Below are 15,066 nucleotides of genomic sequence, written 5' to 3'. Positions count from 1 at the left end.
GCAGCACCCCGGAACATAACATTATTCTGTGACCGCGTTCGGCAGGGCTCCGCCGTACCGCCTGTCGCGCTTGGCGTAGGTCTCGCAGGCCTCCCACAGGTCCCGGCGGTCGAAGTCGGGCCACAGGCGGTTGAGGAAGACCATCTCGGCGTAGGCCGTCTGCCAGATCAGGAAGTTGGAGGTGCGCTGCTCACCCGAGGAGCGCAGGAACAGGTCGACGTCGGGGATCTCCGGCTCGTCCAGGTAGCGGGCGAAGGTCTCCTCCTTCACCCGGCCCGGCCTGACCCGCCCGGCGGCGATGTCCTGCGCCAGGCGCAGCGCCGCGTCCACGATCTCGGCACGGCCGCCGTAGTTGACGCAGAACTGCAGGGTGAGCGTGGAGTTGCGCTCGGTCATCCGCTCCGCGTCCTGCAGCTCCTGGATGACGCTCTTCCACAGCCGGCCGGGACGGCCGGCCCAGCGGACCCGCACGCCCATGGCGTGGAGATCGTCGCGGCGGCGGCGGATGACGTCGCGGTTGAAACCCATCAGGAAGCGGACCTCGTCGGGGGAGCGCTTCCAGTTCTCGGTGGAGAAGGCGTAGGCCGACAGGTAGGGGACGCCGAGCTCGATCGCGCCCTCGATGACGTCGAAGAGCGACGCCTCGCCCGCCTTGTGGCCCTCGGTGCGCGGCAGACCGCGCTGTTTGGCCCACCGGCCGTTGCCGTCCATCACGATCGCCACATGCCGGGGCACGAGATCGCGCGGGATGGGGGGCGGGGTGACGCCGGTGGGGTGAGGGGCTGGGGGACGGACGTTCACGTGGCGGGCTCCCTTTCTACGTGTCGGAGAGAGCGTATGCCGTGCTCCAGGTGCCATTGGAGATATGCGGCGACCAGCCCGCTGCACTCGGCGCGGTGCCGGCCGTCGGAGGCGTCGGCGGTGAGCCAGTCGCCTTTCAGTAGCGCCACCATCAGCGCGAGGGTCTCCCCCGCGGGCACGGCGGCCCCCGCCGGACGGCAGCCCCCGCACACCACGCCCCCCGCCACGATGGCGAACGCCCGCACCGCGGGCGCCTTGCAGCGGGCGCACGCCTCCAGGGCGGGGGCGTAGCCGGCGACGGCCAGCGAGCGCAGGAAGTAGGCGTCGAGGACCAGCCGGGGCTCGTGCTCCCCCGAGCCGAGCGTGCGCAGGCCGCCGACGAGCAGCAGGAACTGGCGGAGCGAGGGCTCCTTCTCCCCCAGGGTCAGCCGGTCGGCGGTCTCGAGCATCGCGCTGCCCGCGGTGTAGCGCGGGTAGTCGGTGACGAGCGCCTCGCCGTACGGGCGGATCGTCTCGGCCTGGGTGATCACATCGAGCGTGCGGCCGGTGTGGAGCTGGAGATCCACGTGGGTGAACGGCTCCAGCCGGGCGCCGAAACGCGACATGGTCCGCCTGACCCCCTTGGCGACCCCTCTGATCTTTCCGGTGCGCCTGGTCAGGACCGTGACGATGCGATCGGCCTCGCCCAGCTTGTGGGTGCGCAGCACGATGCCGTCGTCACGGTACAGACTCACCTGGTCAGTCTAGTGGGATGCCCCACGTGGCACGGTTTTAACCATGATCAAGTGGCACAGATGGATCACGGGTGCATGTTGTTCATCCAAAACTCACTAAACTTTGGCGTCTGGCGAACTCCCCGCGCCACGTTTCACCCCGCCCCCGCACGAAAGGGTGCCATGCCCCGCGTGGTCCTGCTGGGCTCATCGCCCGGCCCCGATGCCGCTTCCGGCCAGTCGACGCCGTCCGCCGCGCTGACTCTGCCCGCGCTTCCCGGCTGCCCCACTGTGATCGGCAAGCTGCACGGTCAGCTCGCCTCGCTCGACCCCGCGCCGGTGACGATCGCCCGCTCCGGCGACGCGCCGGCCTACCGGGGCTTCCCCGGCCGGCTCGTCGAGACCTCCGACCTGGCCGGTGACCTGCGCGCCGTCGCGGACGCGGTCGAGCACGCCACCGAGAACCTGCTCATCCTGCCCGCCAACTCGCTGATCCACGACGAGCTGATCTACCAGATCACCAAGTCGAAGCGCGGAGCGCTCGCGCTGATCACCAAGGAGCCGCGGGAGGAGGACGAGAACGGCGACACGATCGTCCCCGACGTCCCGATCGACGAGGCGGAGCCGGAGATCGGCGACCGCACGCTGGAGGGCCTCCCGGTCCGGGTCCGCGCCAGCAAGTCCCGGGTGATCTCGGTCGGCTCGGCCTACCACGCGGTGACCCGGCCCAACTCCGTCCTGCTCGGCCCGCTGCACCTGCACCACAAGCACGCGGTCACGCTGGCCGAGGCCGCCCGCGAGCTGGCCGACATGGCCCACCTGCTCGGCCCCGAGGACGACCTGCTCCAGCTCCTGGTCCTCGGCCTGGTACGGCGGGGCGTCTCGGTCGGCACCCGGGGCCGCCGCGACCTGTTCTTCCGCCGGCTGAACAACCGGGAGCAGGCCGACGAGGCAGTGGCCGAGATGTCCACGTTCAACGAGGACAAGGCCCGGCTGAACAACGCGGTCAAGGGCGCCGACGGCTTCTTCACCACCTACTTCGTCAGCACGTACTCCCGCTTCATCGCCCGCTGGGCGGCCCGGCGCGGGCTCACGCCCAACCAGGTCACGCTGATCTCCATCGCCCTGGGCGTGGCGGCGGCGGCGTGTTTCGCCACCGGCGCGCGGCCCGGGATGGTCGCCGGCGGCATCCTGATCTACTTCGCCTTCGTCTTCGACTGCGTGGACGGGCAGGTCGCGCGCTACGCCCGCAAGTTCGGCGTGCTCGGAGCGTGGCTGGACGCCACCTTCGACCGGTTCAAGGAGTACGTGGTCTTCGCCGGCCTGGCGGTCGGCGCGGCCGTCTCCGGCGTGGGTGACGTGTGGACGCTGGCGCTGGCCGCGCTCGGCATGCAGTCCATCAAGCACCTGCTGGACTTCTCCTTCGGTGCGGCCAACCGGCGCAAGCCCCCGTCGCCGCTGCCCTCGGTGTCGCTGGCGGTCAGCGCCGACACCGACCTCCGGGCGGCGCTGGAGCAGCGCAAGATCGCGCGCAGCGGCGGGATCCGCGGGCTGCTGAAGATGTGGAGCAAGGCGGGCAGGAACCGGGCCGTGCACTGGGCCCGCAAGATGATCGTTTTCCCGATCGGTGAGCGCTTCGCCGCCATCGCCATCGTCAGCGCCTTCTTCGACGCCCGGGTCACCTTCCTCACCCTGATCATCTGGGGCGGCATCGCCACCGCCTACTCGCTCACCGGACGTCTGATGAGGTCGCTCGCATGATCACCCAGCCGCAGACCACCCCCGCTCCGGACCCCTACGAGGAACGGCTGCGCGTGCAGACCGCGCGTCTGCTCGCCTACCGCGACGACGGTCCCCTGGTGATGGCGCTACGCGACAAGATGGGACCGGGGCTGCCCCCGGTGCCGGCCACGCTCGTCGCGTTGCTCGCGATCATCGCGATGGCGGTGACCGGGATGCTGGACGACGGCCCGGTCCTGCTGGTCCCGGTCGTGGTCATGGTGCTCCTGGTGCTGCCGACCGCGGCCCGCGACCACCTGGGCAAGCTCGACTGGCTTGCCCCGCCGCTGATCCGGGGGGCCGAGTTCCTCACGATCATCCTGGTCGGCCTGGCGGCCGGGGCGCCCAAGTGGCTGCTGTTCGTGCTGCTCTACGTGGTCGGCTACCACACCTACGACACGGTGTACCGGACCCGGCAGAGCATCTGGCCGCCCGACTGGGTGTTCAAGGCGGGGCTGGGCTGGGAGCTCCGGCTCCTGCTGCTCGGCGCGGGCGCCGCGCTCGGCGTGCTGACCTGGGTGCTGGCCGCGCTCACGCTCTACCTGGGCGTGCTGTTCGCCGTCGAGAGCGTGACGAGCTGGGTCCGCCTGGACAAGGAGACGGCGCTGGCCCAGGCCGGCGACGACCTGGAGGCCTCTCCCGAGGAGGCCATGGAGCAGGCCACGGGCGAGGCCGAGCCCGCCTGAGGCCGCGGGGCGCCCTCCCGGGCGCCGCCGTACCCACGCAGACACGCCAGACACGCAGAGGGCCGCGACAGTCCGTCGCGGCCCTCCGCCGTTCCCGGAGACCCGGCGTGTCCCGTTCCACGGAACCCCGCCCCGGCCCGCCCGTTCCCGGAGACCCGGCACGTCCCGTTCCACGGCGCCCCGTCCCGCGCGTTTCCGGACTTCCTCACAGCGCCCCGCCCCGCCCGTTCCCGGAATCCCGCACAGCGCCCTGACCCGCGCGTTCACCGGGTTCCCGCGCGCCCGTCCCCCCGGATCCCCGGCCCGCCGCGCGGCGGCGTGGACCGACGCGTTGCGGAACGGCGCGCGCTGTTGTGTTACAAAACAGCGTGGACCTGGACCGGCTGGATCGTGACATCATCGGGGCGCTCGTCGAGGACGCCCGAAGCACCTACGCGGAGATCGGGCAGAGGGTGGGCCTGTCGGCATCGGCGGTGAAACGGCGGGTGGACCGCCTGCGCGAGACGGGGGCGATCACCGGGTTCACCGCGCGGGTGGCTCCCACGGCGCTCGGCTGGACCACCGAGGCCTACGTGGAGCTGTTCTGCGCGGGCAAGACCTCGCCGTCGGAGATCGGGGTAGCCGTCGCGCGCCTTCCCGAAGTGGTCTCGGCGTGCACCATCACCGGGGAGGCCGACGCGTTGCTGCACATCAGGGCCACCGATGTCCGTCACGTGGAGCAGGTGATCGAGCGCATCGCCTCCGAGCCGTTCGTGGTGCGGACCAAGAGCTCCATCGTGCTCTCCCGGCTGATCGAGACCCCTCTGGTCACCTCACGCAACGGATCGACGTTCGTGGCCTGAAGCACGCAAGGGACCTGCGCCAACACGCATGATCGGGCTCTTGGCCCGCACGTACCCCGTTCCTAGGCTGTTGCCGTTCCCACCACGACGTCCTTTACGGGGTTCCCCATGACGAGGCACTACCTCATGTGTCGGCCTGACTATTTCGCGGTCGAGTACGCGATCAACCCGTGGATGGATCCCGAGGCCGGCGCGGACCGCGAGGTGGCGATCCGGCAGTGGGAGGGGCTCAAGAGCGCCTACGAGGAGCTCGGTCACCGGGTCAGCCTGATCGACCCGGTGGAGGGCCTGCCCGACATGGTCTTCGCCGCCAACGGTGCGCTGGTGGTCGGCGGCCGGGTGTACGGCGCGCGGTTCACGCACCGGGAGCGGGCCGCCGAGGGGCCCGCCTACCTGAAGTGGTTCACCGACAACGGCTACGACCGGGTGCACGCGGCGGCGTTCACCAACGAGGGCGAGGGCGACTTCCTGACGCTCGACCACGTGGTGCTGGCCGGGACGGGGTTCCGCACCGACATCACCGCGCACAAGGAGGCCCAGGAGTTCCTCGGCCGCCCGGTGGTGACGCTGCAGCTGGTGGACCCGCGCTTCTACCACCTGGACACCGCACTGTTCCCACTAAACGGACATAACGTGGCATACTTCCCAGGGGCCTTCTCGGCGGGGAGCCAGGAAGTGCTAGAGAACCTGTTCCCCGACGCCGTCATCGCGGACGAGGACGATGCGACCGTACTGGGCCTCAACGCGGTCAGCGACGGCACCCGGGTGGTGATCAACGCCGAGGCGGCAAACCTTCAGCTGGAGCTCAAGCGCCACGGCTTCGAGGTCGTCCCGGTCGAACTGTCGGAGCTGCGCAAGGCGGGCGGCGGCCCCAAGTGCTGCACGCTCGAAATCCGGGGATAAACACAGGTAGAACGGCTAAGAACAGGGAACGGCGAATATCGGATGACCAGCACAGACACCTTCATCGAGCTCAGCGAGCGCCGGAGCGCGCACAACTACCACCCGCTCCCCATCGTGATCCACGAGGCGCAGGGCGCCTGGGTCACCGACGTGGAGGGCAGGCGGTTCCTGGACTGCCTGTCCGGGTACTCCTCGCTGAACTTCGGTCACGGTAACCCGAAGATCGTCGGAGCAGCGCAGGAGCAGCTTGCCAAGCTCACCCTGACCAGCCGCGCCTTCTTCCACGACCAGTTCGCCGCCTTCGCCGCCGGGCTGGGCGACCTCACCGGCAAGGACATGGTCCTGCCGATGAACACCGGCGCCGAGGCCGTGGAGACCGCGATCAAGGTGGCCCGCAAGTGGGGCTACGAGGTCAAGGGCGTGGCGCCGGAGCAGGCCAACATCATCGTGATGGAGGACAACTTCCACGGCCGCACCACCACGATCATCAGCTTCTCCACCGACCCGGACGCCCACGACGGCTTCGGCCCCTACACCCCGGGCTTCACGGTCGTGAAGTACGGCTCGGTCGAGGCGATCCGCGAGGCCGTCGACGCCAACACCGTCGCGGTGCTGCTGGAGCCCATCCAGGGCGAGGCCGGCGTGCTGGTCCCGCCGGACGGCTACCTCACCCAGGTCCGCGAGCTCTGCACCGCGGAGAACATCCTGATGATCGCCGACGAGATCCAGTCCGGCCTCGGCCGCACCGGTGACACCTTCGCCTGCGACCACGAGGGGGTCGTCCCCGACATCTACGTGCTGGGCAAGGCCCTGGGCGGCGGTGTCGTCCCGGTCTCGGCGATCACCGCCAACGAGGACGTACTCGGCGTGATCAAGCCGGGCCAGCACGGCTCCACCTTCGGCGGCAACCCGCTCGCCTGCGCGGTGGCCAACGCGGTCATCGAGATCCTCAACACCGGCGAGTACCAGGCGCGGGCCAAGGAGCTCGGGGCGGTGCTGCACGAGCGGCTGCGCGGCCTGATCGGCCGGGGCGTGGTGACCGTGCGCGGCCGCGGCCTGTGGGCGGGCGTCGACATCGACCCCTCCCTGGCCACCGGGCGCGAGATCTCCAAGGCCCTGATGCGCCGCGGCGTCCTGGCCAAGGACACCCACGGCTCGACCATCCGTCTCGCGCCGCCGATCGTCGTCTCCGAGGAAGACCTCCTGTGGGCCGTCGACCAGCTCGCCGACGCCCTCGCGGAGTTCGCGAAGTGATCCCTCCGGTACGGCCCGCGCTACCCGGCGCGGGCCGTACCGGACCTCACTTCCAGGCGTCCAGGAGATCCTCGGGCCCGTAGGCGGCGGCCAGTCCTCCGGCGGTCACCCCGGATCTCGAAACAGCGATCATCGGAAGGGCGTCCGCCCCGGCGACCACCCCCTGGGCCTGGGCAAGCCGGGTGAGGTCGTGGTTGTCGAAGGGACGCTCCTCCAGCCACTTCACCGAACCGACGAAGAAGAGCCGTCTGGCGATGGGCTCACGATCCGCTCCGACGACGTCTATCTCCACGTCGTTCGTACGGGTCCAGAACGAGCCGACCTCGACCACCTCGGGGAAGATCTCGCCGGGCAGCAGCCTGGCCAGGGCCTCGCGTACCACGGGCTCCACCGCCCGCCCGCGCCATGAGGTCCAGCCCTCCTGGATGCGGCGCAGCACCACGTCGGAACGTCCCCGTTCGAGCAACGGCAACGCGGGCTCCAGAAACCGCGTCCAGAACCGCAGGTAGGGGTCGGCGACACGGTACCGGCGGTCCTTGGAGGGGCGGGTGCTCAGGGGGAGTTCCGCCGCTACGGCCTGTTTGGCCCTGAGAAGCTCCAGTGACCGGGTGGCTGTCGCCGCGGAGAGGCCTCCGCAGGCACGCGAGATGTTGCTGAAGGTCCGTTCACCGGAGCCGATGACGCCGAGCACATCCTTGGCGATCGCCTGCTTGGGGAACTCCGCGGCGAGCGAACGTTCCGCGGAGACCAGCAGCGGAGAGGTGGGATCGGTGAGCGCCCGTTCCAGGAAGGTCCACATCCCCTCCCCCTGGTTCCATTCGGCGCAGATCAGCGGAAGGCCGCCGGTCACCAGCCAGGCGTCGAACGTCTCGGCCGCCGGAAGGTCCAGCATGCGGCCGACCTCACCCGGAGTGAGCGGGCCGATCTTCACTTCCCGACCGCGCTGGTAGAACGGCCTGCCGTAGCTGGTGAGCGCCTCCATCATCGACAGGTCCGAACCGATCAGGATCAGCAGGACAGGCTTCTGCTCGAAGAACCTGTCCCAGGCCCGCTGCAAAGTGCCCTCGAAACCGGGGTCTCCCTGCGCGAGATAGGGAACCTCGTCGATCACCACCACGGAGGCCCGATCATCGGGCAGCACCTGGCTCAGCAGGTGAAACGCTCCGTCCCAGGTGTCCACGGGAGTCCTGGCGAGCAGCTCCCACTCCCGTGCGCCGGAGAGCGAGGCATCCTTGCGGAACTGCTCCAGCTCCTGTTCCACTCGCACCCCGCCCGCCGTGTAGTACAGCACTGGCGCATCAGAGGAGCGGGCGAACTCCTCCACCAGCCGCGACTTGCCGACACGGCGGCGGCCACGCATGATCAGGCACCGGCCTGGGCGGCTACCGCCGACTGCGGCCCGCACGAGGTTCAGCTGGTCGCGGAGAAAGCCGAGCTCACGCTCGCGGCCGATGAACTGCACCATGGCATGCTCTCGTCGATGTTAGTAACTTCGCTGGAACTTTCATCAATGAGAGTAACTCCAAGAGTCGTGGCCCGCCCCTTCACTTCTGACCGGTCAGCTCCACCGTGGTGATCTCCGAGATGTCGGTGGCGGCGGCGGTGTCCCAGCGGACGGACAGGGGGCCGGTGCCCAGGGAGAGCGTGGCCACCGCGTTGGAGAACCAGGGGCCGTGGACGATCCGCCACTTGAACGGGGGCTTGGGGATCCTGGCCAGGCGGGACAGCCACCCGCCGACCAGGGTGGCGAGGCCGAACTGGGCGACGATGTTGGCCAGGCGGAGCGTACGGCTCAGCGGGTTGCGGATCGGGGAGCAGACGAGCTGGTAGATGGGCAACCCCTCGGCCTTGGCCACGTAGGAGTAGTGCACGTCGCCGGAGAGCACGACCACGGGCTTGCCGGTCTCGGCCAGCAGCCTGGACAGGTCCTCGAAGGAGCGGCGGAAGGCCGCCCAGTGCTCCAGGTCGACGGCCTGGCGGAGCGCCTCGGACCAGCGGGCCACCCGCTTGCCCCAGGCCCCCTGGGCCAGGGCCTCGTTCCAGTTCTGGATGTGGTGGATGCCGGCCGGGAGCAGGAACGGCACCGAGGTGCCGATGACGAAGCGCTCGACGCCGCCCCTGCGGAGCTCGTCGGTGAGCCACTCCCACTCCACCGGATCGATCATGCGCCGGTCCCCCGGGGTGAGCTGCCGGGCGCATCGGGAGTCGAGCATGATCAGACGGGTGCCGCCGAGGTCGCGGGAGTAGCTCCACCGGTTGTCGGCGGGGACGTCGTAGGCGTGCTCGGCGAACGCGTCGAGCAGCTCGGCCCCGTCGCCCTCCGCCGCGCACAGCTTGTTGAGCAGGTCGTCCGACTCCCGCTCCTGCGGCGACATGTTGCCCAGGTGCTGGTAGATCCAGTAGGCCCCGAGGCCGGAGACCACCCGGCGCGGCCACCACGGGACCTTGGCCATCTGCTCGCGCCATGAGGCGGAGGTGTTGAAGTCGTCGCGCAGGTCGTGGTCGTCGAAGATCATCGCACTGGGAACCGCCGAGAGGATCCAGCGGATCTCCGGGTCGGTCCAGGCCTGCCGATACAGCTCGGCGTACTCCTCGAAGTCGGCGATCTCGCGCACCGGCTCGCCGTCCCTGCGGTTCTTGATGAACTCCAGCATCTCGACGGACGGCTCGTCGGCGTAGACCTGGTCGCCAAGCAGGAGCAGCAGGTCGGGCCACTCCTCCTCGGGGGTGTCCATCAGGGTGCAGCCGTAGGCGCGCAGCACGTCCACCCCGTGCGAGATGACGTGCATCGTGTCGTGCGGCACGCTGGTCCGGCAGGAGCCGAACATCACCCGTCTGGGCCCGTCGGGGCCGAGGAAGCGGATACGGCTGGGCGGCTGGTCCGGCAGCGGCCACACGGTCTCCCCCGCGAGCCGGACCTCGTAGGCGCCTTCGGTGCCGACGTCCACGATCGCGTAGTGGTGGCCGTGCACGGTGAACGTCAGCGCCCGCGAACGCGACTGGCCGACCTCCACCGTCACCTCGCACGGCTCGCTGGTCTCCACCCACACCGACGCGCCGGTCTCATTCACGTAACGCAGCAGCGGCCCGACCACAAGTTCCGGCACGTTCATCCCCTCAGCACTACAGAACGGCAGGCGTCCAGGCAGGAGCCTGCCATATTGGCGCGTTGCCCTCACCGTGCCCGACCGGTCTGATCAATAACAACAGATCTGCCACAAGTGAGGAAACGCACAAAATTTGGTCATAAGAACACAATATGCCCAGGTTGGCAGGTAAAAACCGCACAACTAGTGTGATCATCACAAACAGCTCTGAGCGGAGCAACGGCGCTCCGCTCACCGTATGGAGGCTCTCCTTCATGACCGTTATGGTGCCGTCAATGACGCCGGCAGCCGCCCCCCTCGTCAGCCCCGGCCGCCAGGCCCTCGACTCCGCGCTGCTCCAGCTCGACCAGGCAGCCGACCGGCTCCACCTCGACGACGGCCTGCGCACGATGCTGGCCACCCCCCGCCGCTCGCTCACCGTCTCGGTGCCCGTCCGCCGCGAGGACGGCCGGATGGACGTCGTGCAGGGCTTCCGGGTCCAGCACAACACCACCCGCGGCCCCGCCAAGGGCGGCATCCGCTTCCATCCCTCCACCGACATCCACGAGGTCACCGCGCTGGCCATGTGGATGACCTGGAAGTGCGCGCTGGTCGGCATCCCGTACGGCGGTGCCAAGGGCGGCGTGTCGGTGGACCCGGCCTCGCTGACCACGCGGGAGCTCGAACGGGTCACCCGCCGCTACGTCAACGAGATCCTGCCGATCATCGGCCCGGACAAGGACATCCCCGCCCCGGACGTCGGCACCGACGAGCAGACCATGGCCTGGATCATGGACACCTACTCGGTGAACGCGGGCTACCCCGTGCCCGGAGTGGTGACCGGCAAGCCGACGACCCTCGGCGGCTCCCTGGGCCGGGCCGGAGCCACCTCCCGCGGCGTGCAGATCGCCACGCTCAAGGCCATGCCCGGCTCTCCGGAGGGCCGCACCGTCGCGGTCCAGGGCTTCGGCAAGGTCGGCGCGCCGGCCGCGCGCCACCTCGCCGACGCCGGCTGCCGCGTGGTCGGGGTCTCCGACGTCACCGGCGCGGTGGTCAACCACTCCGGCCTGGACGTCGATGACCTGCGGGCGTGGGTGGCGGAGACGGGTGGCGTGTACGGCTACCGCCACGCCGACGCCCTGTCGCACGAGGACCTGCTGGAGCTCGACGTGGACGTGCTCGTCCCCGCCGCGCTGGAGGGCGCGATCACCGGGGAGAACGCGTCCAGGATCAGGGCACGCCTGATCGTGGAGGGCGCCAACGGCCCCACCACCCCGGAGGCGGACCGGATCCTGGCCGACGCCGGGATCACCGTGGTCCCCGACATCCTGGCCAACGCGGGCGGCGTGATCGTCTCCTACCTCGAATGGGTGCAGAACCTGCAGGCCTGCTCCTGGAGCGCGAACGAGGTCGACACCAGGCTCCGTGGCCTCATGGAGGAGTCCTTCGACGCGGTCGCGGCGATGTCCGCCGAACGCGGGCTCAGCCTGCGCCAGGCCGCCCACGTCATCGGCGTGGGCAGGGTCGCCGAGGCCCACCGGATGCGGGGGCTCTACCCCTGACGGAGAAGGCCCGGCCTCCGTCCGGAGGCCGGGCCGCCACCGCGTGTCCCGCACAGCGCGGACGCGGGGCGGCTCACGGACGGACGGGACCGCTCGGATCCCGCTCGGCCTGGCCGGACGCGTCCCGGACCGGCGGAGCCGGCCGCGTCCGGAAGCGTCACGGGCTGACGGAACCGGACCCGGCCGGGCGGCTCACGAACGGACGGGACCGCTCAGGTGCCGCTCAAGAGGCCGGGAGGGCTCGTCCAGGGCCCTGACCAGCCCTTCCAGGTCGCGCATGAGCTGTTCGGTGCGCTCGGTGCCGTAGGCGGCCTCGATCACCCGGTGGTGACCGGCCACCCCGCCCTCCACCCGGGCGAGCAGTTCGGCGCCCCGGTCGGCGAGGAAGACGGCGACCTTGCGGCGGTCGGCCGGATCGTGTCCCCGGTAGACGAGCGAGCGGTCGATGAGCCGGTCGATCGCCTTGGTCAGCGTCGGGTGCGGCATCAGCACGGCCTCGGCCAGGTCACCCATCGAGTGGCCCCTGCCGTCGGCCAGGGCGCGCAGGATGCGCCACTGTTCAACCGTGACGTCCTCGGCGGTCACCGCCGCGGCGAGGCCGCGGTTGACACTGCGCTCGGCCCGGCTGAGCAGGTAGGCGAGCGAGGATCCCAGTCCGGTCGTCACCATGTGAAGCTCCCGTCTGTATCCCGGCTAAGTAACGGGCCTGCCAAGACCCTCCTTTTAGGAGGATACTCGTCTACGTGGCAGAAGCCATCACACCGGTCATAGAACCTCTGGAAGCCGAACTCATCCGGAGCCACGCCCTGCGCGTCGGACTTGTGGTGCCGGTTTCCGGAGTCCTCGGCCTGGTGGGGCCGTGTGCGATCAACTGTGCCATTCTCGCGGCCGACGAGGTCAACCTCGCGGGCGGGGTGCTCGGCAGGCCGATCGAGCTGGTCCTGATCGACGGCGGGAGAGCCGCTGAGCAGGTGGCCGCCGAGGTCGGGAACCTGGCGGCCAGCGGCGCGATCGACGCGGTGGTCGGCACCCACGGCAGCGACGTGCGGATCGCGGTGGTCCGCGCCCTGGCCGGGCGGGTGCCGTTCGTCTACGCCCCGCCGTACGAGGGGGGTGGCCACTCGCCCGGGGTCTACTTCCTGGGCGAGACCCCCGGCCGCCAGCTCAGGCCCGGACTCGACTGGCTGATCGACCGGCGCCGTGCCCGCAGGTGGTTCCTGCTCGGCAACGACTACATCTGGCCGCGCCTGGTCCACGACGCCGCGCGCCGCCACCTCACCGCCCGCAACGTCACGGTCGTCGGCGAGCGGTTCGTGCCGTACGGCGTGCGCGACTTCGCCCCGCTCCTGGAGCGGCTGGCCGCCAGCCGGCCCGACGCGGTGCTGCTCAGCCTGATCGGCAGCGACCTGGTCACCTTCAACCGGGCCTTCACCGCGGCGGGGCTGTCGTGGCCGCGCCTCTGCGGGGCGCTGGAGGAGCACGGCCTGCTCGGCATCGGCGGCGACGCGACCGGTGAGCTCTACGGGGCGATGGGCTATTTCGCGAGCCTGGTCACCGATGACAGCCTGAGCCTCGGTGAGCGCTACATCCGCCGGTTCGGCGCCGGCGCGCCGCTGCTCAACGGGCATGGGCAGGGGTGCTACGAGGCGGTGCTGATGCTCGCCGCGCTCGGCTCGCGCGCCGGGACGCTCGCCGTGCCCGCGGTGGACGCGATCGCCGACGGCACCTCCATCGTCACCGCGCGGGGGCGGCTGACGCTTCAGGACCGGGGAGTACGGAGGCGCGCGCACATCGGCCGTGCCGACGGCCTCGACTTCGACATCGTCCACTAAAAGCTTTCGTCTGAAATCTTTTCATTTTCAAGGAAAAGTTCTATCGTTACGGCTGCCCCCCCATCTTCTAGGAGCCGTCCATGACCACTGAGCCCTCCCTGGAGCAATTCGGCTACCAGCAGGAACTCCGAAGGTCCCTGAGCTTCACCGACCTGCTCGTCTACGGCCTGATCTTCATGGTCCCGATCGCGCCGTTCGGCATCTTCGGCGGGGTCTTCCAGGCCTCCGGCGGCATGGTCGCGCTCGCCTACGTCATCGGCATGGTCGCCATGGCCTTCACCGCGCTGTCGTACGCGCAGATGGCCAAGGCCTTCCCGATGGCCGGCTCGGTCTACACCTACGCGGGCCGGGGCATCACCGGCACCGTCGGCTTCCTGGCCGGATGGGTGATCCTGCTCGACTACGTGCTGGTGCCGGCGCTGCTCTACCTCATCGCGAGCGCGGCGATGACCGCGATCCTGCCGGTCATCCCGATCTGGGGATGGCTGATCGTGTTCGTGATCCTCAACACGGTCGTCAACTACGCGGGCATCCAGATGACCGCGCGGATCACCAAGATCATGCTGATCGGTGAGCTCATCGTGCTGGCGATCTTCCTCGTCATCGGCCTGGGCGCGCTGGCCATGGGCAAGGCGCAGGCGGGCGCGCTGACCCCGCTGTTCGACTCCGGGACGTTCTCCTGGCCGCTGGTCTTCGGCGCGGTCTCCGTGGCGGTGCTGTCCTTCCTCGGCTTCGACGGCATCTCCATGCTGGCCGAGGAGAGCAAGGCCGACAGCCGCAAGATCGGCAAGTCGATGGTCGCGGCGCTGGGCCTGGCGGGCGCGCTGTTCATCGTGCAGACCTGGGTGGGCGCGCTGCTCACCCCCAACCGGGCCGAGCTGCTGGCCAAGGGCGACCCCGAGGGCACCGCGTTCTACGACATGGCCGAGTTCGCCGGAGGCCACTGGCTCAGCGTGCTGACCGCCGTCGCCACCGCCATCGCCTGGGGCTTCGCCAACTCCCTGGTCGCCCAGGCCGCCACCTCGCGCCTGCTGTACGCCATGGCCCGCGACCGCCAGCTCCCCGCCTTCCTGGCCAAGGTCCACCCCAGGCACAAGGTGCCGGTCAACGCCACCCTGCTGGTGGCCGTCATCTCCCTGGCCGTCGGGCTCTACCTGACCACCCGCGAGGACGGCATCCCGCTGATCAGCAGCCTGGTCAACTTCGGCGCGATGACCGCCTTCCTCGCGCTGCACGTCTCGGTGGTCGTCCACTACGTCATACGGCGCCGCAGCCGCGACTGGTGGCGGCACCTGATCGCCCCCGTGATCGGCTTCGCGATCCTGATCTACGTAGTGATCAACGCCAACATCGCGGCCCAGGTCCTGGGGCTCATCTGGCTCGGCATCGGCGTGCTCGTGCTCGCCACCTTCTACGCCTACGGCCGCCGCCCCCTGCTGGCCGCCCTGGGCGGCGAGACGTCGGAGAAGTCCCCCCGGTCCCGGTAGCGACCGCGCCCCGGCGCACCGGGGACATGCCGCACACCCCCGCCCAATCCGTTCGATCACGCGAGGACAGAGCACATGTTCGAAATCTTCCTTGAGGTGGAGGAGGGCTTCACCTCGGCCC

At 70.0% G+C, this 15,066-nt stretch carries 13 protein-coding genes; 8 read left to right on the top strand and 5 right to left on the bottom strand.

The window, feature by feature from the left end:
- Positions 1-21: 21 nt before the first annotated feature.
- The gene (locus tag SROS_RS11310) at positions 22-801 is read right to left on the bottom strand and encodes an isoprenyl transferase (protein WP_012889061.1); all 780 of its coding nucleotides are present in this window, start codon (positions 799-801) and stop codon (positions 22-24) included.
- Positions 798-1,535, bottom strand: coding sequence for a DNA repair protein RecO (gene recO / locus SROS_RS11305; RefSeq protein WP_012889060.1), 738 nt, complete (start codon positions 1,533-1,535; stop codon positions 798-800). Before recO ends, SROS_RS11310 begins: the two co-directional genes overlap by 4 nt.
- A gap of 162 nt (positions 1,536-1,697) precedes the next feature.
- Between recO and SROS_RS53830 the strand changes: the two genes are divergently transcribed.
- The 5 genes from SROS_RS53830 (at position 1,698) to rocD (ending at position 6,978) form a co-directional block, all read left to right on the top strand.
- Positions 1,698-3,275: a CDP-alcohol phosphatidyltransferase family protein gene (locus SROS_RS53830; protein ID WP_012889059.1), complete on the top strand. Its 1,578-nt coding sequence runs from the start codon at positions 1,698-1,700 to the stop codon at positions 3,273-3,275.
- A complete protein-coding gene (locus SROS_RS53825; protein ID WP_012889058.1) occupies positions 3,272-3,979 on the top strand; it encodes a DUF5941 domain-containing protein in 708 nt (235 codons plus the stop codon). The genes SROS_RS53830 and SROS_RS53825 overlap by 4 nt, the downstream gene beginning before the upstream one ends.
- A 368-nt stretch (positions 3,980-4,347) precedes the next feature.
- Positions 4,348-4,821 (top strand): Lrp/AsnC family transcriptional regulator, encoded by a 474-nt coding sequence (locus tag SROS_RS11290; RefSeq protein WP_043651813.1) that lies wholly within the window; start codon positions 4,348-4,350, stop codon positions 4,819-4,821.
- Between the two features lie 108 nt (positions 4,822-4,929).
- The gene (gene ddaH / locus SROS_RS11285) at positions 4,930-5,724 is read left to right on the top strand and encodes a dimethylargininase (protein ID WP_012889056.1); all 795 of its coding nucleotides are present in this window, start codon (positions 4,930-4,932) and stop codon (positions 5,722-5,724) included.
- Between the two features lie 42 nt (positions 5,725-5,766).
- The gene (gene rocD / locus SROS_RS11280; RefSeq protein ID WP_012889055.1) at positions 5,767-6,978 is read left to right on the top strand and encodes an ornithine--oxo-acid transaminase; all 1,212 of its coding nucleotides are present in this window, start codon (positions 5,767-5,769) and stop codon (positions 6,976-6,978) included.
- A gap of 46 nt (positions 6,979-7,024) precedes the next feature.
- Here the strand turns inward: rocD and SROS_RS11275 are convergent, their stop codons facing one another.
- Entirely contained in the window at positions 7,025-8,443 is a 1,419-nt protein-coding gene (locus SROS_RS11275) for an ATP-binding protein (protein ID WP_012889054.1), read from the bottom strand.
- Between the two features lie 79 nt (positions 8,444-8,522).
- Positions 8,523-10,091, bottom strand: coding sequence for an alkaline phosphatase D family protein (locus SROS_RS11270; protein ID WP_043651811.1), 1,569 nt, complete (start codon positions 10,089-10,091; stop codon positions 8,523-8,525).
- A gap of 269 nt (positions 10,092-10,360) precedes the next feature.
- Here SROS_RS11270 and SROS_RS11265 point away from each other — a divergent pair, with 269 nt between their 5' ends.
- Complete coding sequence (locus SROS_RS11265) at positions 10,361-11,626, top strand: Glu/Leu/Phe/Val family dehydrogenase (RefSeq protein ID WP_043651808.1); 1,266 nt, start codon at positions 10,361-10,363, stop codon at positions 11,624-11,626.
- A 192-nt stretch (positions 11,627-11,818) separates the two neighbouring features.
- Here the strand turns inward: SROS_RS11265 and SROS_RS11260 are convergent, their stop codons facing one another.
- Positions 11,819-12,295: a MarR family winged helix-turn-helix transcriptional regulator gene (locus tag SROS_RS11260; RefSeq protein ID WP_012889051.1), complete on the bottom strand. Its 477-nt coding sequence runs from the start codon at positions 12,293-12,295 to the stop codon at positions 11,819-11,821.
- A 74-nt stretch (positions 12,296-12,369) separates the two neighbouring features.
- On the opposite strand from SROS_RS11260, the gene SROS_RS11255 reads away from it, so the two are divergent.
- Positions 12,370-13,458: a substrate-binding domain-containing protein gene (locus SROS_RS11255; RefSeq protein ID WP_012889050.1), complete on the top strand. Its 1,089-nt coding sequence runs from the start codon at positions 12,370-12,372 to the stop codon at positions 13,456-13,458.
- Between the two features lie 80 nt (positions 13,459-13,538).
- Positions 13,539-14,945, top strand: a complete 1,407-nt coding sequence (locus SROS_RS11250) for an APC family permease (RefSeq protein WP_012889049.1) — start codon at positions 13,539-13,541, stop codon at positions 14,943-14,945.
- Positions 14,946-15,066: the final 121 nt, after the last annotated feature.

Origin of the sequence: Streptosporangium roseum DSM 43021 (genome assembly GCF_000024865.1) — a bacterium.
GTDB lineage: Bacteria > Actinomycetota > Actinomycetes > Streptosporangiales > Streptosporangiaceae > Streptosporangium > Streptosporangium roseum.
The sequence above is the reverse complement of the archived record's forward strand: the minus strand, read 5'-3'. Positions and strand labels throughout refer to the sequence as shown.